The 22,647-nt window shown below is 73.1% G+C and carries 21 protein-coding genes and 2 pseudogenes; 16 read left to right on the top strand and 7 right to left on the bottom strand.

The features are described 5' to 3' along the window. Nucleotides 1-74: 74 nt before the first annotated feature. The 9 genes from NW895_RS26730 (at nt 75) to NW895_RS26690 (ending at nt 9,165) form a co-directional block, all read left to right on the top strand. Entirely contained in the window at nt 75-1,376 is a 1,302-nt protein-coding gene (locus NW895_RS26730; RefSeq protein ID WP_289938638.1) for an MFS transporter, read from the top strand. A 152-nt stretch (nt 1,377-1,528) separates the two neighbouring features. Then, a complete protein-coding gene (locus NW895_RS26725; RefSeq protein ID WP_289938636.1) occupies nt 1,529-1,918 on the top strand; it encodes a response regulator in 390 nt (129 codons plus the stop codon). Next, on the top strand, nt 1,915-2,784 hold the full coding sequence (locus NW895_RS26720) for a hypothetical protein (protein ID WP_289938635.1): 870 nt from the start codon (nt 1,915-1,917) through the stop codon (nt 2,782-2,784). Before NW895_RS26725 ends, NW895_RS26720 begins: the two co-directional genes overlap by 4 nt. Then, on the top strand, nt 2,781-3,716 hold the full coding sequence (locus tag NW895_RS26715) for a hypothetical protein (protein ID WP_289938633.1): 936 nt from the start codon (nt 2,781-2,783) through the stop codon (nt 3,714-3,716). Before NW895_RS26720 ends, NW895_RS26715 begins: the two co-directional genes overlap by 4 nt. After that, nucleotides 3,613-4,893 (top strand): hypothetical protein, encoded by a 1,281-nt coding sequence (locus tag NW895_RS26710; RefSeq protein ID WP_289938631.1) that lies wholly within the window; start codon nt 3,613-3,615, stop codon nt 4,891-4,893. Before NW895_RS26715 ends, NW895_RS26710 begins: the two co-directional genes overlap by 104 nt. Continuing rightward, on the top strand, nt 4,890-5,696 hold the full coding sequence (locus tag NW895_RS26705; RefSeq protein ID WP_289938629.1) for a hypothetical protein: 807 nt from the start codon (nt 4,890-4,892) through the stop codon (nt 5,694-5,696). The genes NW895_RS26710 and NW895_RS26705 overlap by 4 nt, the downstream gene beginning before the upstream one ends. Next, nucleotides 5,693-6,922: an MFS transporter gene (locus tag NW895_RS26700; protein WP_289938627.1), complete on the top strand. Its 1,230-nt coding sequence runs from the start codon at nt 5,693-5,695 to the stop codon at nt 6,920-6,922. The genes NW895_RS26705 and NW895_RS26700 overlap by 4 nt, the downstream gene beginning before the upstream one ends. Before the next feature lie 87 nt (nt 6,923-7,009). After that, nucleotides 7,010-8,488: an ATP-binding protein gene (locus NW895_RS26695; RefSeq protein ID WP_289938626.1), complete on the top strand. Its 1,479-nt coding sequence runs from the start codon at nt 7,010-7,012 to the stop codon at nt 8,486-8,488. Further along, entirely contained in the window at nt 8,485-9,165 is a 681-nt protein-coding gene (locus tag NW895_RS26690) for a response regulator transcription factor (RefSeq protein ID WP_289938624.1), read from the top strand. The genes NW895_RS26695 and NW895_RS26690 overlap by 4 nt, the downstream gene beginning before the upstream one ends. Here the strand turns inward: NW895_RS26690 and NW895_RS26685 are convergent. Next, nucleotides 9,164-9,259 (bottom strand): annotated as a pseudogene (locus NW895_RS26685) (DNA-binding response regulator); the annotation flags it as partial. The gene NW895_RS26690 and the pseudogene NW895_RS26685 sit on opposite strands and share 2 nt — an antisense overlap. 142 nt (nt 9,260-9,401) lie before the next feature. Between NW895_RS26685 and NW895_RS26680 the strand changes: the two are divergent. Further along, a pseudogene (locus tag NW895_RS26680) lies at nt 9,402-9,643 on the top strand (sensor histidine kinase); the annotation flags it as partial. A gap of 98 nt (nt 9,644-9,741) precedes the next feature. On the opposite strand, the gene NW895_RS26675 reads toward NW895_RS26680, so the two are convergent. Genes NW895_RS26675 through NW895_RS26660 form a run of 4 tightly spaced genes read right to left on the bottom strand, consistent with a single transcriptional unit; the run spans nt 9,742 to nt 13,681 of the window. Then, nucleotides 9,742-10,983: an MFS transporter gene (locus tag NW895_RS26675; protein ID WP_289938623.1), complete on the bottom strand. Its 1,242-nt coding sequence runs from the start codon at nt 10,981-10,983 to the stop codon at nt 9,742-9,744. 20 nt (nt 10,984-11,003) lie between these two features. Beyond that, nucleotides 11,004-11,534 carry a DinB family protein gene (locus tag NW895_RS26670; RefSeq protein WP_289938622.1) on the bottom strand — a complete coding sequence of 177 codons (531 nt, stop codon included), beginning with the start codon at nt 11,532-11,534 and terminating at the stop codon, nt 11,004-11,006. Further along, nucleotides 11,522-12,601 carry an FAD-dependent oxidoreductase gene (locus NW895_RS26665; RefSeq protein ID WP_289938620.1) on the bottom strand — a complete coding sequence of 360 codons (1,080 nt, stop codon included), beginning with the start codon at nt 12,599-12,601 and terminating at the stop codon, nt 11,522-11,524. Before NW895_RS26665 ends, NW895_RS26670 begins: the two co-directional genes overlap by 13 nt. A gap of 45 nt (nt 12,602-12,646) precedes the next feature. After that, the gene (locus NW895_RS26660) at nt 12,647-13,681 is read right to left on the bottom strand and encodes an alcohol dehydrogenase catalytic domain-containing protein (RefSeq protein WP_289938619.1); all 1,035 of its coding nucleotides are present in this window, start codon (nt 13,679-13,681) and stop codon (nt 12,647-12,649) included. Nucleotides 13,682-14,267: 586 nt separating this feature from the next. On the opposite strand from NW895_RS26660, the gene NW895_RS26655 reads away from it, so the two are divergent. The 6 genes from NW895_RS26655 to NW895_RS26630 are packed head-to-tail and all read left to right on the top strand — an operon-like array spanning nt 14,268 to nt 21,081. After that, a complete protein-coding gene (locus NW895_RS26655) occupies nt 14,268-15,056 on the top strand; it encodes a GntR family transcriptional regulator (RefSeq protein WP_289938618.1) in 789 nt (262 codons plus the stop codon). A 42-nt stretch (nt 15,057-15,098) separates the two neighbouring features. Continuing rightward, nucleotides 15,099-15,326: a ferredoxin family protein gene (locus NW895_RS26650; protein ID WP_055491243.1), complete on the top strand. Its 228-nt coding sequence runs from the start codon at nt 15,099-15,101 to the stop codon at nt 15,324-15,326. A 14-nt stretch (nt 15,327-15,340) separates the two neighbouring features. Continuing rightward, nucleotides 15,341-16,684 (top strand): ABC transporter substrate-binding protein, encoded by a 1,344-nt coding sequence (locus NW895_RS26645; protein WP_289938617.1) that lies wholly within the window; start codon nt 15,341-15,343, stop codon nt 16,682-16,684. Continuing rightward, entirely contained in the window at nt 16,681-17,544 is an 864-nt protein-coding gene (locus tag NW895_RS26640; RefSeq protein ID WP_289938616.1) for an ABC transporter permease, read from the top strand. The genes NW895_RS26645 and NW895_RS26640 overlap by 4 nt, the downstream gene beginning before the upstream one ends. Continuing rightward, nucleotides 17,528-18,295: an ABC transporter ATP-binding protein gene (locus tag NW895_RS26635; protein WP_289938614.1), complete on the top strand. Its 768-nt coding sequence runs from the start codon at nt 17,528-17,530 to the stop codon at nt 18,293-18,295. Before NW895_RS26640 ends, NW895_RS26635 begins: the two co-directional genes overlap by 17 nt. 29 nt (nt 18,296-18,324) lie before the next feature. Beyond that, nucleotides 18,325-21,081 carry a fumarate reductase/succinate dehydrogenase flavoprotein subunit gene (locus NW895_RS26630; protein WP_289938745.1) on the top strand — a complete coding sequence of 919 codons (2,757 nt, stop codon included), beginning with the start codon at nt 18,325-18,327 and terminating at the stop codon, nt 21,079-21,081. 237 nt (nt 21,082-21,318) lie between these two features. Here NW895_RS26630 and NW895_RS26625 read toward each other — a convergent pair whose 3' ends face one another. Next, entirely contained in the window at nt 21,319-21,468 is a 150-nt protein-coding gene (locus NW895_RS26625) for a hypothetical protein (RefSeq protein ID WP_289938613.1), read from the bottom strand. Beyond that, on the bottom strand, nt 21,465-22,628 hold the full coding sequence (locus NW895_RS26620) for an LLM class flavin-dependent oxidoreductase (protein WP_289938611.1): 1,164 nt from the start codon (nt 22,626-22,628) through the stop codon (nt 21,465-21,467). The genes NW895_RS26625 and NW895_RS26620 overlap by 4 nt, the downstream gene beginning before the upstream one ends. Nucleotides 22,629-22,647: the final 19 nt, after the last annotated feature.

The raw sequence follows: 22,647 nt of genomic DNA, 5'->3' as shown, positions 1-22,647 counted from the left end.
CGGAAGCGGCTGATGACACTTGTGTGAAAGTCGCCGGTACGGGAGGTGTGCCGGGCCAGGAGCCGGGGAGGGTCATGGTCGTGACGGACATGGACACGGCAGCGACCGCCCCCGAGAACCCGACGAAACGGCCCGTACGCCAGCTCCTCGCCGCCTCCGTGGGCAACGCCGTGGAGTGGTACGACTGGTACGCCTACACGTTTCTGGCCACCTACATCGCCGCCGCGGTCTTTCCGAAGAGCGCGGACAACTCCCTGGTGCCGCTGCTGTCGACGTTCGCGGTCTTCGCGGTGGGCTTCTTCATGCGCCCTGTAGGCGGGTTGGTCATGGGCGCCATCGCGGACCGGCACGGGCGGCGGGCGGCCCTGACGGTCACCATCCTGCTGATGGGCGGCAGCAGTCTGCTGGTCGGGCTGACGCCGACGTACGCGGCGGTGGGTGTCCTGTCCCCGGTGATCCTGGTCCTCGCCCGGCTGCTCCAGGGCCTGTCCGTGGGAGGCGAGTTCGCGGCGTCGACGACCTTCCTGGTGGAGTCCGCGGGACCCGGCCGTCGCGGACTGTTCTCCAGCTTCCAGTACGTGTCGACGACCGCCGGGCAGCTCGTCGCGTCCGGCATCGCGACCCTGCTCGTGGACACGCTGAGCGACGGGCGGATGAACGGCTGGGGCTGGCGGATACCGTTCGTCCTCGGCGCCGTCCTCAGCCTGGTCGGTTTCTGGATCCGGCAGGGCGCGCAGGAGACCCGCAGCACCGAGCAGCAACAGGCCCCGCGCCCCCGGCTGCTGGAGGCGCTGCGCCGCCATCCCCGCGAGTCCCTCCTCATCGGCGGCATCACGGCGGGCGGCACCATCGCCTACTACACATGGACCTCCTACCTGCCGACGTACGCCGAACTCAACGCCGGCATCGGCAAGTCCGACGCACTGCTCGCGGGCACGATCTCGCTGGCCTTCTTCGGTCTGCTCCAGCCGCTCGGCGGCCTGCTCTCCGACCGCTTCGGCCGCCGTCCCCTCCTGCTCTTCTTCGGCCTGGGCTTCGCCCTGCTGACCGTCCCGCTGCTGCACGCCCTGCGCGACTCGTTCGCGGTGCTGCTGCTCGTGCAGTGCGCGGGCATGATCCTGCTCACCGGCTTCACCTCGATCAGCGCGGCCGTGAACGCCGAGCTCTTCCCGCCCCGGGTCCGCGCGGCGGGCATCGGCTTCCCCTACTCGCTCACGGTCGCCCTCTTCGGTGGCACGGCCCCCTACGTCGGCACGCTGTTCAAGGAACTGGGCCACCCGGGGCTCTTCCCCTGGTACGTCGCCGTACTGTGCCTGCTGTCCTCGCTGGTGTACCTGCGCCTGCCGGAGACCGCCCACCAGCGGCTGCGCAGGTGAACCGGCGCCGCACCTCGCGGCGGCGGCGCTGAGAAGGCACTCGTCCGGCACATGAGAAGACGCTCATCCCGCTCTCACACCGGCCTCACGCGAGTGACGCAGGCTGACTGGTGAACACCTTCCATCCCTCTCCCGTTCACCGGCAGGACATCGTGTCGCGCATTCTGATCGTCGAGGACGAGCCGCATATCGCCTCCCTGGTGGCGAAGGCGCTGCGACTGGACGGGCACGACGTGGTGCTGTCGGAGGACGGGGAGGTGGGGCTGTTCATCGCGGTGGCGGACGGCGTCGACTGTGTGGTTCTGGACCTCGGTCTGCCCGGGCTGCCGGGAGTGATGCTGCTGGGGGTGCTGCGGGAGGACCACCGGGAGCTGCCGGTCGTGGTGCTGACCGGGTACGACGATCCGGAGCACCGGGCCGAGTGCCTGGCCGCCGGCGCGAACGCGTTCCTGACCAAGCCGTTCACCGTCACCTCGCTGCGCAGCGCGGTCCGCGAGCAGCTCGCCGTGGCGGGAGCCGCGGGGCAGAGGGACGACAGATGAACCGCGTGGTGGTCCTCACCGACTCCCGGTATCTGGGTCAGCGCATGCCCGGCGCCCTGCTCGACGCGCTGCGGGCGCGGGACGTGCCCGCGGTGCAGGCCCGGGCCGACCGGCTGGTCGCCGAGGTGCGGGCGGAGGGAATCGCGGCGCCGGAGCCGATACGGGAGAGGCGGCGGGCGCCGCCCGCTCTGCGGCCGGGTGATCTCGTGGTGCCTCGCACCCGGAACGCGTTCGCCCTGTCGCTGCTGCTCCAGGCGGAGCTCCGCGGTGTGCGCACGGTCAACCGCTGGGAGGCCGTCCAGGCGGTACGGGACAAGCCGTACGCCGTGCTGCGGCTGGCCCGGGCCGGGGTGCCCACCCCGCGTACGTTCCTCGCCGACCGGCCGGAGTCGCTGGCCGGTCTGCCGGCCACGGCGTGGCCGCTGCTGCTGAAGCCCCCGTACGGCGACAACGGCCAGGGGATCGTGCGGGTGGACTCCCCGCGCGAACTGGAGCGGCTTCACTGGCCCGAGGGCATGGTGCTCGCCCAGCAGTACGTCGATGTGGCGGGGGTCGACGTCAAGCTGTACGGGGCGGGGCAGCAGGTGTGGGCGGTGCGGCGGCCCTCGCCGCTGCGCGCTCCGGAGAAGCCGGGGCAGGCGGACGAGCCGGTCCGTCTGCCGGTCACCAGGGAGCTGGGGGAGCTGGCGCGCGCCTGCCGGGACGTCTTCGGTCTGGAGCTGTACGGCGTGGACGTACTGCCCTCTCCCGACGGGCCGCTGGTGGTCGATGTCAACGACTTCCCGAACTACACGGGCATCGCCGAGGCTCCCGGCGCGGTCGCCGACCTCGTCGCGGCCCGGCTGACGGAGGTGGTGTCACCGTGACCACGCCCCTGGCCGGCGCGCAGCTCGTCCTGGTGCACGGCAGAAAGCCGACGCCCCGCTCCGTCGTCTGGGGCGTGCTCGCGGGGCTGCGTGCCCTGGGCGCTCGGGTCCGGACCCGGCAGGAGGCGCAGGCCCTGTCCCGGGCCGTCTTCGCCGGTGCCGACCTGGTCGTCCTGCGCTCGGTCCACCCGGCCACGGCGGAGGCGGCGAGGGCCGGTGCCCCTGCGGGAGCCGCCTGGTGCAATGCGCCGGAGGCCACGGCGGTGGTCGCCGACCGGGTGGAGACCTGGCGGCGGCTCGCAGCGGCGGGCCTCCCGGTGCCGTCAGCGCGGATCGTGCACGAGCCACGGGCGGTGGCGGCCCTCGCCGCCGACCGGCCCGTGGTGGTGAAGACACCCCTGGGCAGCCTCGGGGAAGGGGTGACGGTCCTCGAACGCGGTGCCGGGCTGCCGCCCATCGACGGCCCGGGTCCCTGGCTGGTCCAGGACCGGGTGCCGGGCGACGGCTGGGACCGCAAGCTGTTCGTGGTCGGGCCCCACGTCCACGGCACACTCCGCCGCTGGCCCGCCCGGTCGCTCTCGGAGAAACTGGGCCGCCCGCTGTGCCCGGACGCCGGACTGGCCGCGCTGGCCCGGTCCGCGGGGGACGTCTTCGGGCTCTGCGCCTACGGCGTGGACGTCGTCGACGGACCGTGCGGCCCGGTGATCGTCGACGTCAACGCCTTCCCGGGATTCAAGGGAGTGCCCGACGCGGCCGGCCTCCTCCTGGACCACCTGCTGGAACACCTGCTGGAACACCTGTCCGGAACACTTGTAGGGGGCAGCAGCCATGCGCGTCGTGATCGTCGGTGCCGGGAGGCTGGGGTGCGGCTACCTGGTGCCCCTGTTCCTGGGAGCGGGCCACGAGGTGCTGCTCGGCTGCCGCACTCGTGACACCGCCGGTCTCGTGCGGTCCACCGGCGGCTGGTGGGTGCGCGTCACCGGGGAGCCCCCCGAGAAGGTCCACGGCGTCCCCGCCGCGGCCGTGGGCACCACGGAGCTGGACGAGGCCGTGGCGGCCGCGGACCTCCTCGTGCTCAGCGTCGGTGTGGCCCGCGCCGCCGGCGCCGCTCGGCACCTGGTGCCCGGACTCGCCCGGCGCCAGGGGCGTCCGGTGGACGTGTGGGTGGTGGAGAACGGCGAGTGCGCCCCCCGGGTGAGCGACGCGCTTGTGGACACCGCCGCCGCCCGCGGGGTACTGCTCCCTCCGGTCGGAGTCGCCGGGGCGGTGGCCTGGGGGGCGGTGGGCCGCGGCAGCTGGCACGAACCGGGGACGCCCGAATTCGTCGGCGACACCGCACGACGACTGGTCGTCGACGGCCGCCCGCTGCACCGGGCGCCGCCCGCGCTGCCCGGTGTGCGCACCACCGGTCAGTACCGGGCCCGGCTGCACGAGAAGCTGTACGTCTTCAACGCCGGTCACGCGCTCGCCGCGTACCTCGGCTGGCTGCGCGGGCACCGCACCATCGACGCCGCGGTCGGCGACCCGTTCGTCCGGCCGGTCGTGGCCGGGGCCCTGCTGGAGGCGCGGCGCGCGATCCTCGCCGCGCACCCGGGTCTGCTGCCGGGACGCCGCGTGGACCACGGCGCCGACGTGCACGGGCCGGTGGCCGACGCGCTCGCCCGCTACGGCAACGCCGAACTCGCCGACCCGGTCACCCGGGTCGCCCGCGAACCGCTCCGCAAGCTCTCCCCCGGCGACCGGCTGCTGGGCCCGGTCGCCCTGCTGCGGCAGGCCGCCCAACGGGTCCCGGCGCATTTCGCGCTGGGCACCGCCGCCGCGCTGCTGTACGGATACGGCGACGAGGCGGTCCCGGCGGCCGACGCGTCGGCGCGGCGACTGCGCCGGCTGCTGACCGAGCGGGGCGTGTTCGCGGTACTGACCGGTGTGTGCGGCCTGGCGGCCGACGATCCTTTCGCCGCCGCGGTCGCCGCCCGCTACCACGGCTTCGTGTTCACCGACGACGGCGTACGGTTCCCGCCGGCCGCGCCCGCTCACAGCGCGGCGGCCCCTCCTCCGGGCGCCCTGCCCGACCGGGGGGAACGGCTCCACGGGCAGGTGGCGCGGTGAGCCGGCCACGGGTCTGCGTCCTGGTCGAGGCCGGCACGGACGCGGGCCGCAACCCGCTGCTGCGCCCGCTCGACGCGGCCCTGGCCGCACGCGGCGCGCGGTGCACGGCCTTCGACGCCACCGCGCCATGGACCCCGGCGGACCTGCCGGCGGCCGATGTGTTCCTCGTCAAGGGCGGCGACCCGGCGGTGCTCTGTGCCGCCGGGGCCGCGGCCGACGCGGGAGGCGCCTGTCTCAACTCGCTCGCCGCCACACTGCGGGTCAGCGACAAGGCCCGGGTGCTGGCGCTGCTCGACCGGGCGGGGCTGCCGGTTCCCGCGACGACCGTGGCGGCCGACGCCGACACGGTGGCGGGACTGCTCCGTGCGGCCGGGACGCCCCGGTTCGTGAAACCGCTGCACGGACAGCACGGCCGGGCAGTGGGCCTGCTGCGCCCGGGTGAGCGCCCGGTGGGCGCCGGGCCCTGGCTGGTGCAGGAAGCCGTCCACGGGCCGGGGTACGACTACAAGCTGTACGGCGTGGGGAGCCGGGCCGCGGTGCTGCGGGTCCACGTCGAGCCCGGCCGCGTCGACATGCCGCGTGTCCCCGTCCCCGCCCCGGAGCCGGGGCTGGTACGGCTGGGGCTGCGTGCCGCCGGCGTGTGCGGGCTGGTCTGCTGGGGCGTCGACGTCGTCGCCGGCGCGCACGGCCCGGTCATCGTCGATGTCAACGCCTTCCCCGGCTACCGGGGCGTGCCCCACGCCGCCGACTGGATCGCCGACGCCGCCCTCGCCACCGCGGGCGCGGCCGGGAGGCCGGCATGAGCGCGCCGACGGGCCACCGCCCGGGCCGCGTCCTCGGCGCCCACCCGGTACGGGCCGTGGTCGTGGAGGGCTTCACCACCCGGCTGGCCTTCGGCGTGGTCACCTTCGCGATGCCGCTGTACGCCCGGCAGCTGGGCATGTCCCTGGCCGAGATCGGGGTGCTCGTCGCGCTGAAGGCGCTGATCGAGCCGGCCGTCAAACCCTTCATGGGGCGGGCGGTGGACCGGTGGGGCGCCCGGCGCGGCTATCTGACCGCGGTGACGGTCCGTCTGGTCGCGTCGGTGCTGCTGTTCACCGCCACGACGCCCGTCTCGCTCTACGCGGTGCGCCTGGTCCAGGGCGCGGCGTCGGCCGCGCGCGATCCGGCGTCGATCAACGTGGTGGCCGACTCCAGCGAGCGGAAGCTCGGCCGGGCCTTCTCCCTGTCCTTCGGTGCGAAGGACCTGGGGGCCGTGTCCGCGGGGGCGCTCGGCGGGCTCCTGCTGTCCGGCAGCGGAAACGACTTCCGGTTGCTGTGGGGCTTGGTCGCGGTCATCTCCCTCGTACCGGTCGTGGTGATCTGGCTGTGGGTTCCGCGCCCCGAACGGAAACCGGCGGTCGTGGCGGCCACCGCGGCACCCCCGCGGAAAGCAGAGCCCCCCGCCGGGTCACGGGTGTTCCACGACCGCCGGTTGCGGCTGCTGTGCGCCCTGGGGCTGCTCGCCGGGGTGACCGCCCACATGACCCATGGCCTCTTCCCCGTGATCGCCACCGAGGTCGCCGGACTGAGCCCCGGCCAGATCGGCGCCATCTACTCCGCGTCCGTGCTCGTGCTGATCGTCGTCGGGCCGCTGGCGGGCCTGGCCGCCGACCGTTTCGGGGCGGCACCGCTCACCGGGGCGCGCGGGCTGGCCAACACGCTGTCCTCCCTGTTGTACCTGGTGTTCCCGACGGCCGGCGGCCTGCTGGCCGGCCGTCTGGTCGACGACGCGGGGAAGGCCGCGTTCCGGCCGCCGTGGGGAAGCATGCTGGCCCAGGCGGCACGCGGGGCCGGGCCGCGGGCCGGCCGGGTCGCGGCAACCCTGGACACCGCGTTGTCGGTCGGGGAGGCCTGCGGCCCGATCATCGCCACGCTGCTGTGGGACGTATGGGGCCTGGCGGCGTTCCTGCTGGCCCGCGCCGCTCTGGGCATCGCCACCGAGCTGGTCGTCACCCGGCGCCTGTGCCGCACCGCGCCCGCGCAGTGAGCGGACCGGCGCAGGGCCCGGCCGGTGCAGCCCCTGACGGCCGCATCGGGCGTGCCGACGGGGGCGACACGACGCACGATGAGGTCGATGAAGACGACTGAGCGCAACCGGGTGCGCGCCCTCGCTGCGGTGCGGTCGGTCCGGGTGCGTGTGCTCGCTTCCATCCTGCTGCTCACCGCGCTGGGGATGACGCTCGCGGGAGTCGCGGTGTACCTGGTGCAGAAGTCGCGGATCGACCACCGGGTACGGCTGCACGTGGACCGGGAGGCGGCGGAGTTCGAGAAGTTCAGCGCCCTGGCCGTCGATCCGCGGACCGGCAAGCCGTTCACGTCCCTCGACCGTCTCCTGTCCACCGCCACGCAGCGCAACGTCCCCGACGAGCACGAGGCGCTGCTCGCCGTGATCGACGGCGCGGTGCGCTACTCCTCGCCCGGGTCCAGGCCCGAACGGCTCAGCACGGACGAGGCCTTCCTGCGGGCCGTGCAAGCGGTGATCGACAGCGGGGAACCGGCGCTCGCCGCCGTCGGCACGGCGGCGGGACGGGTGCAGCTCGCCGTGCGTCCGGTGGCCCGCCGAGGGCACAGCGGGGCCTGGGTGGTCGTGCACTGGACCGAACGCGAGGAGGCCGAGTTCACCGACGTCATGCGCACCTACGTCCTCACGGCGCTCGGGGTCCTGCTGCTGGTGGCGATCGCCGGCTGGTTCGTGACCGGACGGCTGCTGGCACCCATCCGGCTCCTGCGGCGCACCGCCCTGAGGATCACCGACACGGACCTCACCCAGCGGATCAGCGTCAGCGGGCACGACGACCTGGCCGAGCTGGGGCGGACCTTCAACGTCATGCTCGGCCGTCTGGAGCACGCGTTCACCGGCCAGCGGGAGTTCCTGGACGACGTCGGGCACGAGCTGCGCACTCCGATCACCGTCGTGCGCGGCCACCTGGAACTCCTCGACAGCTGCGATCCGGCCGAGGTGGAGGAGGTCAGGGCGCTGGTGATCGACGAGCTGAACCGCATGGCCCGTATGGTCGACGACCTGCTGGTGCTGGCGCGGGCGGAGCGACCGGACTTCCTGCGCCTCGCGGCGGTCGACGTCGGCAGTCTGATCGACGAGGTCTTCGAGAAGGCGCGCGCGCTCGGCGACCGCCGCTGGCGGGTGGACGCGCGGGCGGAGGCCGAGTTGTACGGCGATTCCCAGCGACTCACCCAAGCCCTGCTGGAGCTCGCGCACAACGCGGTCGCGCTGACCGGCGAGAACGACACGGTCGCCCTGGGCTCCGCCGTCGACGAGGAGGGCGGGACCGTCCGGCTGTGGGTCCGCGACACGGGCCCGGGAGTGGCGCCCGACGACGCGGACCGCATCTTCGACCGGCGCCGGCGCGGTGCTTCGGGCCGCCGCGGAGGATCCGGGCTCGGCCTCGCCATCGTCCGGGCCATCACCGAGGCCCACGGCGGACGCGTTCTGCTCGATTCCCGCCCCTGGCACGGCGCCACGTTCACCCTCGTCATCCCCAGGGTCCACGCCGACCGGCCGGCCCGCGTGCCGTCCTGGGAGCCGACGCGATGAGCCGGATCCTCATCGCCGAGGACGAGGCGGGCATCGCCGCCTTCATCGAGAAAGGGCTGCGGGCCACGGGATTCTCCACCACCGTGGTCGGCGACGGAGCCACCGCGCTCGACCACGCCACGAGCGGGGAGTTCGACCTGCTCGTGCTCGATCTCGGGCTGCCCGTGATGGACGGCTTCACCGTGCTGCGCCGGCTGCGCCAGGAGCACGCGGACCTGCCCGTCGTCATCCTCACGGCCCGCGACTCGGCCGACGACACGGTCGCCGGTCTGGAAGGCGGTGCCGACGACTACATGGTCAAGCCGTTCCGGTTCGCGGAGCTGCTGGCCCGCATCCGGCTGCGGCTGCGCGACAGCCGGACCTCGGAGCTGACCGTGCTGCGGCACGGCGACCTCTCCCTCGACCTGCACACCCGGCGGATGTACGTCGACGGACGCGTCGTGGACCTCACGGCCAGGGAGTTCGTCCTGGCGGAGTGCTTCCTGCGCAACCCCGGCCAGGTGCTCTCCCGCGAACAGCTGCTGTCCCATGTCTGGCGGTACGACTTCCACCCGGGGTCGAACATCGTGGACGTCTACGTCCGTTACCTGAGGAACAAGCTGGGCCACGACCGCATCGAGACCGTACGCGGCATGGGCTACCGCCTCGCCGACCCACCACCGGACCCGGCCGGATGAGCACGGGCAGGTGCGCGTTCTCGTACCGCAGTCGTCGCAGTACGTGCACGCCGTCCAGGTCGGGCAGCATCCCGTCCAGGACGGCGGCGTGCGGGGCGCAGCCGCGGGGGCGATCACGCCGGTGACACCGCCGAGCAGGCTGTCGTAGTCGTCCTCGCTCGTGACGGCGACAGTCGCCGTGACACCCGCCCGGTGCAGCGTCGCACGGGCCTGCGCGGCGGCGTGCCGGGCGTCGGCGGCGTCACGGTGATCACCGCCAGATCGAGGTCCGCCTGCGGGACCTCACCGGCCGTCTGGAGGTGTCGGTGGCGGACGACGGCCGCGGCGGCACGCAGCTTCCGGCGGCCGCCCACGGCGGCGGCTTCGGCCTCGTCGGCCTGAAGGAACGGGTGACCGCGCTGGGCGGCGGACTGGACGCCGGGCCGGGGACGGCGTGGGATGGGAGGTGCGGGCGGTATTCCCGGCCCGGACATCCTGAGAGGCACGCCCCGCGCCCGCGTCCTGCCCGTGTGAGCGGCGGCGACCGGCATGGACCTGGCCGTGATCACCGCCGGGCGGGCGGGCGGGCGGGGCGGCTCACCGGCTGCTCGCGGTGGCGGCGACGGCGGGCAGGACGGCCAGGGCGAGGATGCCGCCGGTGAGAGCCAGGACGGGGTAGCCGGCAGCGGAGACGACGAGGCCGGAGGAGAGGCCGCCGGTGGCCCCGGCGATGGCGATGGAGACGTCGACCATGCCCTGGGTCCTGGCGCGGGTGGCCGGCGGCACGGCGTCGGTGATCATCGCGGTGCCGGAGACGAGGCCGAAGTTCCAGCCCAGGCCCAGCAGAGCGAGCGCGAAGGCGAGCCAGGCGACGGAGTCCGCGGGCGCCGCGGCGGCGGTGATTCCGGCGGCCAGGAGGGTGAGGCCGGAGGCGGCGGCGACGCCGGTACGGCCGTACCGGTCCACGAGCCAGCCGGTCAGCGGCGAGGGCAGGTACATGGCTCCGACGTGGAGGGCGATGACGAGACCGGAGGCGGCGGTGCCGTGGCCGTGGTCGTGCATGTGCACGGGGGTCATCGTCATGATCGCGACCATGACGAGCTGGGTGAGGATCATCGTCAGCGCGCCCGGTATCAGCCCAGGCCCACGAGGGGGCGCTGCCTCCGCCGGAGCGGCTTCCCTGTGCTCGAGGTCGAGGCTGCGGGCGAGCAGCAGGGGGTCGGGGCGCAGCCATACGGCGAGCACGAGGGCGGCCAGCGCGTACGCGGTGCCGGAGAGCAGGAACGGCCCGGCCAGGGTGGGGATGCCGAGGCCGGCGGCGAGGTCGCCGGTGGGTGCGGCGAGGTTGGGGCCGAGGACGCCGCCGAGGGTGGTGGCGACCAGGACGGTGGAGACGGCGCGGGCGCGGTGGGCGGGCGCGGCGAGGTCGGCTCCGGCGTAGCGGGCCTGGAGGTTGGTGGCGGTGCCGGCGCCGTACACGAACAGGGCGATGAACAGCAGCGCGGGGGTGCCGGCGACGGCGGCGGCGATGACGCCCGCGCTGCCGACGGCGCCGGTCAGGTATCCGGCGGCGAGGCCCGGGCGGCGGCCGCGGGCCTGGGAGATACGGCCCACCGCGACGGCGGCCAGTGCGGATCCGGCGGTGAACAGGGCGCTGGGCAGGCCCGCGAGATCGGTCGAGCCGAGCATGTCCTGCGCGAGCAGCGCCCCGACGGTGATGCCGGCCGCGAGCCCGGCGCCGCTCAGGACCTGGGAGGTGACCAGAACGGTCAGGGTGCGGCGCTGCGCCTCGGGCCGAGGGGACATACCGGCGGTGGTGTCCGGGGCGGTGCTTGTCACAGGCGAGTCTCCCTCCACGGCTACAGGACGTCGACGACGAGGTAGCCGTCGACACGGCGTACGTGCTCGCTGTCGGGATCGGGCGGGAGCGCGTGGCCGAGGTCGCCCGCGCGGACTTCGCTGATCCACTGATCGTGCTGGTACTCGTGGTTGATGAGCGTGGTGAGCAAGTGAGTGGCGACGATGGTGAGTTGTGTGGGGGCGCCGACCCGGCCGACGGCGATGTCGCCGATGCGGGCGTGCACGCGTTCGGCGACGGTGGTGCGGAAGTCGGTGAGGCGTCGGATCGTGGGCAGGGCCCCGCGGAAACGTTCGGGGTTCGCCGAATCCATCAGTGCGTCCAGCTCCGGGTCCGGGCTGGGCTCGGCCGCGGTGAGGTTGCGGATCATGAAGTGCGCGACATGGGCCTGGTGCCCCAGGTGCCAGCCGATCGCACTGGAGTTCTCGTGCGGGCGCCAGGTCACCTCGTCCGGGGTAAGGTCCCTCCACAGTTCGTCGGTGTAGGCGCGGGCTCGGTCGTACTCGCGCAGCAACGCGTCTATGGGGAGCATGAGTTCACCTCGTCTGTGGTCAGGGACGCCGTCACCGCTCGCTCGGCGGCGGCGGCGAGAGCACCCTCGATGTGTCCGGCGTACTGGGCGGCCGTCTCGGTCGACGCCCAGTGCAGCCTGCCGCCCAGCGCGGGCCGCTGGTAGACAGGGTGGCCGAACAGGGAGTAGTCGGCCAGGTGGTGCACGGCGGGCGGAGCGGTCCACCGCTCGCTGCTCCAGTCCTGCACCTGCCGCGTCTCGGGCTCGGCGGCGGCAGGGCCGAAGAGCTGTGTCAGCTGGGCGGTCACCGCCTGCGCGAAGCCGGGGCCGACGGCCCGGGCGGGAGCGAAACCGAACAGCGCGGCGGGCCGCCCGTCGGGACCCGACATGTCGTGCAGTTCCTGCAGCGGGCCGGTTCTGCTGAACGCCGCCCCGGCGAGCCCTTCGTCACGCCAGAAGGCGTCGGGGTAGCGGGCGACGACCTTGGCGACCGCTCCCATCCACACCGGGGTCGCCCGGGCGAGGCGGACCAGTTCCGGCGACAGCTCCGTGCCGAAGTCGATGCGCGCGAGGGCGAGCGCGGGAGGTACGGCCACGACGACCTGCTCGGCGTGCAGCACCGAACTCGGCGTACGGACTTCGAGCCCGCCGGTGGCGCGGCGGTGGATCGCGGTGACAGGACTGTCCGGTCGTACGACGTCCGTGGGCAGTTCGGTCGCGAGAGCGTGAGCGAGGGCGTCCGCCCCCGGTACGAAGCGGCGGGCGGGGGCGTCGATCAGGTTGCCGGGCAGCCGTCGTACGCCGGTGGCGTCCTGAACGAGCGTGTCCCCCGCGAGATGCTGCTCGAAGGTGCCGACGCCGAGCCGCGCGGCGAGATCCGCGACGCGTCTCTCCTCGTCCCAGAACCAGGTGGCCCCCAGGTCGAGGGCTCCGGGCGGGGCGGCCGTGCTGAGCAGCCGCCCGCCGATGCGTTCACGGGACTCCAGACACACGGTGTCGCGCCCGGCGCCAACAAGAGCGGTGGCCACGGCCAGTCCGGCGATCCCCGCACCGACCACGACGACGTCGTGACCGTCATGGTGGAGCATGTACGGCTCCCTTTCTCTGCTCGACTCTCTGCTCCACGGCCCCCATCAGGCGCCGGGAACGAGGACCATCCGGAACCGGGCCTCGCCGTCCTGCTGTACGTCGAGTGCCTGCCGCGCTTCCTCCAGCGACACGGTCTGCACCCGGGGGCGGACACCTGTGGCGACCGCGAAGCGCATGGCCTGTTCGGTGTCGGCGGGGCTGCCGGTCAGATGACCGGTGACACTGCGAGCGCCCATGACGAGCTTGGCCAGGGGAAGGTTCAGGGGAGATCCGTCGAAGCCGACGATGGTGAGCCGCCCGTGCGGGGCGAGCCCGTCCACCAGCTCCGCGAGCGGCTTGCCGCTGGAGGCCGTGGACAGGATCAGCCGCGCCCCGCCCAACTCCCGCAGCGCCGCCCCGGGTTCCTGCCGTTCGGTGTCGATGTAGTGCCGCGCGCCCAGCTCCTGGGCGAGCTGCCGCTTCTGCTCGCCCCGGCCGACCGCCACCGTCTCGTACCCCATCGCCGCGGCGAACTGCACCGCCAGATGCCCCAGACCGCCGATCCCGAGGACGGCGACCAGGTCACCCGGCCCGGCGCCGGAGTGCCGCAGGGCGTTGAAGGTGGTGACACCGGCGCAGCCGAAGGGCGCGGCCTCCGCCAAAGACAGGCCCTCGGGGATCCGGGCGAGTGCGGAGGCGGGAACCGTGAGGGTGCTCGACCAGCCACCGGGGTACGCCATTCCCGGGATCTTCCGCTCCGGACAGTGGACGACATCCCCGGTACGGCAGGCGGAGCAGTGCCCGCAGCTGCCGCCGAACCAGCCGACGGCGACCCGCTCCCCCACGTCCCAGCCCCGCACCTGGGGGCCCAGCTCCGCGATGGCACCGGCGACCTCGTGGCCCGGGGTGATCGGGAAGCCCGCCGCCGGAGCGGAGTCGCGGACCGTACCGATGTCGGCGCCGCAGATGCCGCTCGCCGCCACGTCGATACGCACCTCGCCGGCCCCAGGCGGCCGCTCCCGTACCGGGACGACCCGTGCGGCGGCCCCGGACTCCGCCACCTGTGCGGCCCTGTGAACACGGTTGGCATCCTGGGACACGAGAATCGCTCCTGAAAAACAAAAACCCGAAAACAAAGGAAAATGGAAAGAGAAGGGACGCGGATATCCACGGAACACCGCGCGCATGGCTCCGCCCGCACCGTAAGGCGACCTGAGCGGTCCCGGGTAGAGGATCATGGCGAATGAGGCCATAAGGAGCGGCTATGACAACGGAGGTCATGCCCCCATGACTCCGGTACCGGTCAGCGGGAGGCGGTGACGACCCCGACCCCGAAGCCGATCAGCGCCACGCCCGTGGTCCGGCCGAGCGCGCGGCGGATCCGCGGCTTTCCGAAGGACCGGATCGGCCGGCGTTCCCCTCCTCGAACCGGTCGCGCGTTCAGCCACATCGGACGCCGACGGCCGGCGCTGCGCGAACACTGGCTCCGCCTCCCCAGGGTGCGGCGGACAGGACGGGCGTAGGCACTTGCTGCTGCCCGGCATGCCGCTCCCGGCGCCGGGGGCCCTGGCAGATCTCCCCTTCTGTCCGCCGAAAGTCCAGGTCAGCGGTGTACCCGGCGATGTGTCAGGTGGCGCAACAGTTCCGCAACACCACTATCCCTACCGGATGGGTATGGTTCCGGCCATGCCTCCGACCGACCGCATCCGAGACCACGCCGGCCAGGGCGCGACGACTGTCGCCGCCCACCGTGCGCGACGCCGGCTGCGCGCGGACCGGGCGCGTCAGCTCGCCGACCTTCTCCGCCGTCAGATCCTCGTCGGCGGCTTCTCCTCCGGCACTCTCCCCCATGAGTCCGTCCTCGCCACCGACTACCGCGCCTCCCGCAACACCGTTCGCGAGGCCCTGGACCTGCTGCGCGCCGAGGGCCTGGTGGAACGCCAGCCCGGCGTCGGCACCGTGGTCGTGGCCCGTAAGTACCCCCACGGCCTGGACCGCCTGATGGGCCTCGCGGAGACCCTCCACGAGCACGGCCGGGTCACCAACGAGGTCCGCACCATGGGCCCCGCCCCGGCGCCTCTCCCCGTCGCCGATCGCCTCCGCGTCCCATCCGGCACCGACGTCCTCTATATCGAACGCCTGCGCCGGCTGAACGGCCTCCCCCTGTCCCTGGACCTCACCTACATCCCGCTGGACATCGGCACCGCTCTGCTCGGCTGCGACCTGGAGAACACGGACGTCTTCCGCCTCCTGGAAGCCGTCACCGGCCAGCGGCTCGGCCACGCCGGGATCACCCTGGAGGCGGTCACCGCGGACGCCCATTCCGCCGCCGTGCTCCAGGCCCCGCGCGGTGCGGCCGTGCTGATGCTGGAACGCCTCACGCACCTCGCCGACGGGCGCCCCGTCGACCTGGAGTTCATCCGCTTCCGCGGCGACCGCATCACGATGAGCGGCCTGCTGCACCGCTCCCTCTGACACACCTCCCCCTTACCGAGTCCGACCTTCCTGGAGACAGCCATGCCCTTGGCGCCCCAGCGGGCCGATGTGCCCGTGACCATCGACGAGTCGAAGTGCATCGACGGCTGCACGCTCTGCGTGGACATGTGCCCGCTGGACTCCTTGGCCATCGACGTCAGCAGCGGGAAGGCGTACATGCACGTCGACGAGTGCTGGTACTGCGGCCCGTGCGCGGCCCGCTGCCCCACCGGAGCCGTCACGGTCAACATGCCCTACCTGCTCCGGTGAAAGGCCCCGCCACCATGAAACGCACGGCAGTCGCAGTATCCGCACTCGCCCTTCTGCTCCCGCTCACCGCCTGCGGCGGTGACGCCGAGGCCGGTGGCGGCTCCACGGTCACCGTCACCGTCGGCTACCAGTCCAAGACCATCAACACGGTCACGGCCGGCACGCTGCTCCGCTCCCTCGGCTACTTCGAGAAGCAGCTGAACTCGCTCGGCGACGGCGTCACCTACAAGGTCGTCTGGCAGGACTACGCCACCGGTGCCCCCATCACCGCCCAGATGACCGCCGGAAAGATCGACATCGGTTCGATGGGCGACTTCCCGCTGCTCATCAACGCGGCCCGAGGCAAGCAGCTGGGCCGGCCCACCCGTCTGGTCTCGGTCACCGGCTACAACCTCCGCGGCGGCCTGAACACCATCGTCACGGCGCCCGGCTCGGGGCTCACCTCCGTGAAGGATCTGAAGGGGAAGAAGGTCTCCACGAGCGTCGGCTCCGCCGCCGACGGCACGCTCGTACGGGCCCTGCAACGCGCCGGCATCGACCCCGGCAAGGGCATCGAGAAGCTCAACCAGCAGCCCGCGGTGGGCGCTTCGGCCCTGGCGGCGGGCAGCGCGGACGCGTTGTCGCAGTTCGTGGCCTGGCCCGGACTGCTCGCCCACCAGGGCAAGGCGAAGGCCTTGTACGACGGCGCGCAGCTGAACCTGCCCACCTTCCACGGCGTCACCGCCCGCGAGGACTTCGCGAAGGACCGGCCGACCGTCCTGGAGGCGTTCCTCAGGGCCCAGGCACAGGCCACCGACTACCTGAACGACCATCCCGTCACCGCCGCCGAGAAGGTCGCAGGGGCCACCGGCCTGCCCGCCGAGGTCGTCTACCTCTACAACGGCGCGCACGGCATCGCCACCTTCGACCCGGCCCTCAAGCCCCGGCTCGTCTCCGCCCTGAAGCACGACGTGTCGATCCTGAAGTCCGCGAAGCTGACCGGTGACGTGGACGTGGACTCCTTCGTCGACGACCGGTACGTGAAGAAGGCCCTGGGGACGACGTACGCCGAGCGGCTCGCCGCCACGCCCCCGGCCGCCGCGAGCGAGGTGTGGCCGAAGGGCTCCGCGCGGACGCGGACCTTCAAATCGCCCGCCGGACTGCTGCGTTACGTGTCCGCCCACCGCGACGCCATCCGCGCCGCCTACGTCCCCGACGCCACCACCGGCACCCTGTGGTTCGCGGACAAGGCGGTGTGGGTGGCCGACGGCGAGAAGCTGCTGCCCTTCGTCGCACCGGCGACCGCACGGGCCTACGTCGACGGTCATGGCGGCGCGAGCGTCGTCACCTATGCCGAGGCGCTGGAGCGGGCGTCGTGACCCGGTACGCGCTGCGCGGGCTGTCCCTGGCCGCCGCCCTCGGCCTCTGGCAGTTGCTGACCAGCCTGGACATCGACGTCTGGCTGCGCTTCTCGCAGTTCCCCACGGTCACCGACGTGGCCCGCGCCTTCGCCGACCGGCTGTCCGGACCCGACTACTGGACGGATCTGGCCGACAGCCTCACCCGTATCCTCACCGGTTTCCTGCTGGCCTCAGTGCTGGGTGTGGCCACGGGCGTGCTCGTGGCACGCTCCCGGCTCGCCGAGGACCTGCTCGGCCCGCTGCTGGAAGTCGTCCGCCCCGTCCCGGCCATCGCCCTGGTCCCCGTGGCGATCCTCCTGTTCCCCTCCAATGAACAGGGCATCGTCTTCATCACCTTCACCGCCGCCTACTTCCCGGTCCTGGTCTCCACCCGGCACGCGGTGCGCGCACTGACCCCCGTGTGGGAGGAGGCGGTGCGCACCATGGGCGGCGGCCGGTGGCGGATCCTCGGTTCGGTCGTCCTGCCGGGCGCGCTGCCCGGCATCTTCGGCGGCCTGTCGGTCGGCATCGGCGTGGCGTGGATCTGTGTGATCTCGGCCGAGATGATCTCCGGCCAGTACGGGGTCGGCTATCGCACCTGGCAGGACTACACGGTCGTCGACTACCCCGGGGTGTTCGTCGGCATGGTCACGATCGGCGTGCTCGGCTGGCTCACCTCCACGGCCGTCGAGCTGCTGGGCCGCCGACTGACCCACTGGCTGCCGCGTACGTCGTACGTCCCCGGCGGACGGGCCCCACGCCTGGTGCGCGGCGCCACAGCCCTCCTACCGGCCGGCCCCAGGACCAAGGAGAACGTGCCCCATGACCAGCTCGTCTGACGTGCGTTCCCCCGCTGGCACCGGTGCGGGGCTGGCCCTGCGCGATGCCGTCCTCGGACGGCCCGGCGCGCCCGTGCTCGACGAGGTGAACCTCCATGTGGCTTCCGGTGAGATCCTCACCGTCGTCGGCCCCTCCGGCTGCGGCAAGTCGACGCTGCTGCGCACGCTGGCCGGGCTGCTGTCGCCTCTGGCCGGAGAGGTCACCCAGGATGCGGGACCACTGACGGGGCCCTCCGCCGACCGTGCGCTGATCTTCCAGGAGGATGCCCTCCTGCCCTGGCGCACCCTGCGCGCGAACGTCGAACTGCCCCTCGCCATCAAGGGGTTGTCCCGCTCCGCACGCCGTGCCCAGGCCGCTGCCTGGCTCAGCCGCGTGGGGCTGGCCGAACAGTCCCGGCACCTGCCGCACCGCGTCTCCGGCGGGCAACGCCAGCGCGCCCAACTGGCCCGGGCCCTCGCCGGAGCGCCCCGTGCCGTCCTGATGGACGAACCGTTCGGCGCCCTCGACGCCCAGACCCGCGCCGGCATGCAGGACCTGCTGGTGGAGGTGCTGCACGGCACGGGCGCCACCGTCGTCTTCGTCACCCACGACGTGGACGAGGCCCTGTTCCTCGGCGACCGCGTGGCCCTGCTCGGCGCCGGCCGCCTCATCGCCGTACGGGACGTACCGCGCCCGCGCGAGCGCGCCGCCCACGACGATCCGGCGCGTGTCGCCCTGCGGCGCGAAGTCCTCACATCACTCGGTTCTTGAAAGGCACCCTGGTGGACACCCCCCTTCGGATCCCGGCTCTCACCGACGCCGAGGAAGTGACCTGTGACGTCCTCGTGATCGGCGGCGGCACCGCCGGCACCATGGCTGCCCTGACGGCCGCCGAGCACGGCTCGGACGTACTGCTGCTGGAGAAGGCCCACGTCCGCCACTCGGGCGCGCTCGCCATGGGCATGGACGGCGTCAACAACGCTGTCATCCCCGGCCGTGCCGAGCCGGACGACTACGTCGCCGAGATCACCCGCGCCAACGACGGCATCGTGGACCAGTCCACCGTCCGCCAGACCGCCACCCGCGGGTTCGCGATGGTGCGGCGGCTGGAGTCGTACGGGGTGAAGTTCGAGAAGGACGAGCACGGCGACTACGCGGTCCGCCAGGTCCACCGCTCGGGTTCCTATGTGCTGCCGATGCCGGAGGGCAAGGACGTCAAGAAGGTCCTGTACCGGCAGCTGCGGCGGCGCGAGATGCGCGAGCGGATCCGGATCGAGAACCGGGTGATGCCGGTGCGCGTTCTCACGATGGACGGGCGGGCCGTGGGCGCGGTCGGCTTCAACACCCGCACGGGCGCCTTCGTCACCGTCCGGGCGGGCGCTGTGATCCTGGCGACCGGCGCCTGCGGTCGCCTCGGCCTGCCGGCGTCCGGCTACCTGTACGGCACGTACGAGAACCCGACGAACGCGGGTGACGGCTACGCGATGGCGTACCACGCGGGCGCTGAGCTGACCGGCATCGAGTGCTTCCAGATCAACCCGCTGATCAAGGACTACAACGGCCCCGCCTGCGCGTATGTCGCCAACCCCTTCGGCGGCTACCAGGTCAACCGGCACGGCGAACGCTTCGTCGACTCCGACTACTGGTCGGGCCGGATGATGGCCGAGTTCGCGGCGGAGGTCGCCAGTGACCGGGGCCCGGTGTACCTGAAGCTGAGCCACCTGCCGGAGGAGTCGGTCTCGGCCCTGGAGTCGATCCTGCACTCCACCGAGCGCCCGACCCGCGGAACCTTCCACGCCGGCCGCGGCCATGACTACCGCACCCACGACGTGGAGATGCACATCTCCGAGATCGGCCTGTGCGGCGGCCACTCGGCCTCGGGCGTACGGGTCGACGACCACGCCCGTACGACCGTCCCCCGGCTGTACGCGGCCGGAGACCTGGCCTGTGTCCCGCACAACTACATGATCGGCGCGTTCGTCTTCGGGGACCTGGCGGGCGCGGACGCGTCCCAGTACACCCCGTACGAAGGGGAGTTGCCCCTTGACCAGCTGCAGGCGGCGCACGAGCTGATCTACCGTCCGCTGGGCAACCCCGACGGCCCGCCGCAGCCCCAGGTCGAGTACAAGCTGCGGCGCTTCGTGAACGACTACGTGGCTCCGCCGAAGTCCGGCGCCCGGCTGTCGCTGGCCCTGGAGGCGTTCGAGCGGATGCGCGCCGACATCGCCGCGATGGGGGCGCGCACCGCGCACGAGCTGATGCGCTGCGCGGAGGTGAGCTTCATCCGGGACTGCGCGGAGATGGCCGCGCGGGCCTCCCTGGCCCGCACGGAGTCCCGCTGGGGCCTCTACCACGACCGTCTCGACCACCCGCGGCGTGACGACGCGTCCTGGTTCCACCACCTCGATCTGCGCAAGTCCCCCACGGGCGCGATGGAGTTCACGGCACGTCCCGTTGCCCCCTATCTGGTCCCGGTCGACGAGTTCAGGCCGGTCGGCGGCCCCTCCCGTCATCTCGGCGAGGTCCACCCGGAACAGGTGGCGATCGCGGGTGTCCGGGAAGCAGCGCCGGTGGCGATGCGGCAGGAGCCCGCCGTCACCGGTACCACTTCCCACCCCGGTACCGACGCGGACGTGCCGGTCTCACCGCGTCTGCTCGAACTCCTCTCCCTCGCGGAGGACGAACCCCCGCTCCCCGCCCTCACCCCCTACCTGACCGACCCCGACCCCACCGTCCGCCGAACGGCCGTCACCGTCCTGACGGAGACGGTTCCGCCGGGCACCGGACCGGCACTGGCCGCCACGCTCGCCGACACCGACGCCGACGTCCGCGCTGCCGCCGCCGCCTCACTGCGCGAACTGGTCGAGACGCTGGCGCCTGAACCAGCGTTGCGCGACGGCCTTGTCGCCGCTCTGTCGCAAACCGACCCCGTCGCCCGCGCCGCCGCGCTGGACGCCCTGCGGGTCCTGCGTCTCGGTGACACCGGGCTGTTCGCGAACTCCCTGTCGGACTCGGACACCGCCGTCCGCATCGCGGCAGTGCGGGCGCTCGTGTCGGTCGACGCCGCCGCGGAGCTGGCCCGCGCGGCGACCGCCGACCCGTCCCGCGAGGTCCGCGTCACCATCGCCAAGGCCCTGGCCACCGTGACAGCTAGGCCGCTCGGCGGCACCCTGCCGACCGGCCCCGGCCCCGGCCTGGTCCACTCGGCCCTCGCCGGGCTCATCGACGATCCCGACGTCCTGGTGCGTGCAGCCGCCTACGAAGCTCTGGGCATGAATGGCTGTCCGGCTCCCCTGGCCGCACGCGCGCAGGCAGCCTTGTCCGACCCGGCTTGGCAGGTGCGGGTCGGCGCCGCCACCGCTCTGTCCCTCGCGGACCCAGGCCTCGCGGTCCCCGCCCTCGCCAAGGCACTCGCCGACCCCAACGCCGACGTCCGCAAGGCAGCCGTGGCGGCACTGACCCGCCACCGTGCCACCGAGGACGCCCGAGCGGCCCTGGCCACGGCGACGACGGACCCGGACGCGGACGTCAGGGCCTTTGCGGCCCGGGCCCTGTGAGCGAACCGCTGCGACGGAGACGACAGCTCCGGAGCGCGGGCAGCGACGTGGGCCGTGCTGACAAGGGCCCTCAGAAGCCATGCGGAGGTTGACCGAGCTTCCGCGACTGTGCGCCGAGGTCGAGGGAGCTGGTGGTGTTCGATCCGCATTCACCCGTACCGTCGGCATCGCATCAGGCATCGTCGTCGGACGGCTGCGCCCGGCCCCGCCGCCCGCCAGGGACAAGCCCAGGACTACTCAGCTGGGCATCAGCCGAACCACCTCTCCGAGGGTGATGCGTCCCGCGTCACGGAGGGCGGCCTCGCGGGCGAACTCGGCGGCCGGCTCGGCGGCCGGCTGGGCGGCGAGGGCGTCCGCCTCGGCGTCGTCGGCGATCACGTGGGTCATCGCCGGCCCCCCGCGTCCGCGAAGGGGATCTGAGCGACGGGCCGTGCGGCCGTCGCGCCGCGGAACGGATGGCTCCACAGCCCGCGCGCCTGAAGCCGTGGCAGGACGCCCTCGCCGAACCAGTACGCCTCCTCCAGGTGCGGGTAGCCGGAGAGCACGAACTCGTCGATGCCGAGGGAGTGGTACTCCTTGATGCGCTCGGCGACCTCGTCATGGCTGCCGACCAGTGCGGTGCCCGCGCCGCCGCGGACCAGGCCGATGCCGGCCCACAGGTTGGGGTGGATCTCCAGACGGTCGCGGCCGCCACGGTGCAGGGCGAGCATCCGCTGCTGCCCCTCGGACTCGCTGCGGGCGAGCCCGGCCTGGACCGACCGCACGGTTTCCGGGTCGAAGCCCTCCAGGAGACGGTTCGCCTCCGCCCAGGCCTGCTCGGGGGTGTCGCGGGTGATGACGTGCAGCCGGATCCCGAAGCGCAGGGTGCGGCCCTCCTTGGCCGCCAGACCTCGGATCCAGGCGATCTTCTCGGCGACCGCGGCCGGCGGCTCGCCCCAGGTGAGGTACACGTCGACGTGCTTGGCCGCGACCTCCCCGGCGATGGGCGAGGACCCGCCGAAGTACACCTCCGGCACCGGGTCGGGCAGCCGGGCCAGCTCCGCCTCCTCGACCCGGAGGTGCTCACCCGCCAGGCCGACGGTCTTTCCCTGCCACAACCCCCGGACGATTTCCAGGAATTCGCCGGTCCGGCGGTAGCGGGCATCCTTGTCGAGGAAGTCGCCGTAAGCCTTCTGCTCGTGGCTCTCGCCGCCGGTGACCACGTTGAGCAGCAGCCGTCCGCCGGTCTGCCGCTGGAAGGTGGACGCCATCTGCGCGGCGAGCGTCGGCGAGACGAAGCCGGGCCGGAAGGCGACCAGGAACTTCAGCCGCTCGGTGTTCTGGCTGACCATCGCCGTGGTCAGCCACGCGTCCTCGCACCAGGCGCCGGTGGGGGTGAGCGCGCCCACGAAGCCCAACTCCTCGGCGGCACGGGCGATCTGGCTCAGATAGGCGACCGTCGGCGGCCGGTCACCGCCGGTCGTGGTGACCGGGGTGCCGTGGCCGCCGCCGACGACGTGGCGGCTGTCGCCGTTGGTGGGCAGGAACCAGTGGAAGGTGAGGGACACGTGGGCCTCCGATGGGGGA

Source organism: Streptomyces sp. S.PNR 29, assembly GCF_030386795.1.
In the GTDB taxonomy this organism is placed as follows: domain Bacteria; phylum Actinomycetota; class Actinomycetes; order Streptomycetales; family Streptomycetaceae; genus Streptomyces.
Note: the sequence above shows the minus strand (reverse complement) of the source record. Positions and strands in the feature narration are given on the sequence as shown.

Excerpts from the sequence above, each read along its gene's own strand:
- NW895_RS26730 (WP_289938638.1), top strand. The coding sequence starts at position 75 with ATGGTCGTGACGGACATGGACACGGCAGCGACCGCCCCCGAGAACCCG.
- NW895_RS26720 (WP_289938635.1), top strand. The coding sequence starts at position 1,915 with ATGAACCGCGTGGTGGTCCTCACCGACTCCCGGTATCTGGGTCAGCGC.
- NW895_RS26710 (WP_289938631.1), top strand. The coding sequence starts at position 3,613 with ATGCGCGTCGTGATCGTCGGTGCCGGGAGGCTGGGGTGCGGCTACCTG.
- NW895_RS26700 (WP_289938627.1), top strand. The coding sequence starts at position 5,693 with ATGAGCGCGCCGACGGGCCACCGCCCGGGCCGCGTCCTCGGCGCCCAC.
- NW895_RS26695 (WP_289938626.1), top strand. The coding sequence starts at position 7,010 with ATGAAGACGACTGAGCGCAACCGGGTGCGCGCCCTCGCTGCGGTGCGG.
- NW895_RS26690 (WP_289938624.1), top strand. The coding sequence starts at position 8,485 with ATGAGCCGGATCCTCATCGCCGAGGACGAGGCGGGCATCGCCGCCTTC.
- NW895_RS26670 (WP_289938622.1), bottom strand. The coding sequence starts at position 11,534 with ATGCTCCCCATAGACGCGTTGCTGCGCGAGTACGACCGAGCCCGCGCC.
- NW895_RS26665 (WP_289938620.1), bottom strand. The coding sequence starts at position 12,601 with ATGCTCCACCATGACGGTCACGACGTCGTCGTGGTCGGTGCGGGGATC.
- NW895_RS26655 (WP_289938618.1), top strand. The coding sequence starts at position 14,268 with ATGCCTCCGACCGACCGCATCCGAGACCACGCCGGCCAGGGCGCGACG.
- NW895_RS26650 (WP_055491243.1), top strand. The coding sequence starts at position 15,099 with ATGCCCTTGGCGCCCCAGCGGGCCGATGTGCCCGTGACCATCGACGAG.
- NW895_RS26645 (WP_289938617.1), top strand. The coding sequence starts at position 15,341 with ATGAAACGCACGGCAGTCGCAGTATCCGCACTCGCCCTTCTGCTCCCG.
- NW895_RS26635 (WP_289938614.1), top strand. The coding sequence starts at position 17,528 with ATGACCAGCTCGTCTGACGTGCGTTCCCCCGCTGGCACCGGTGCGGGG.
- NW895_RS26625 (WP_289938613.1), bottom strand. The coding sequence starts at position 21,468 with ATGACCCACGTGATCGCCGACGACGCCGAGGCGGACGCCCTCGCCGCC.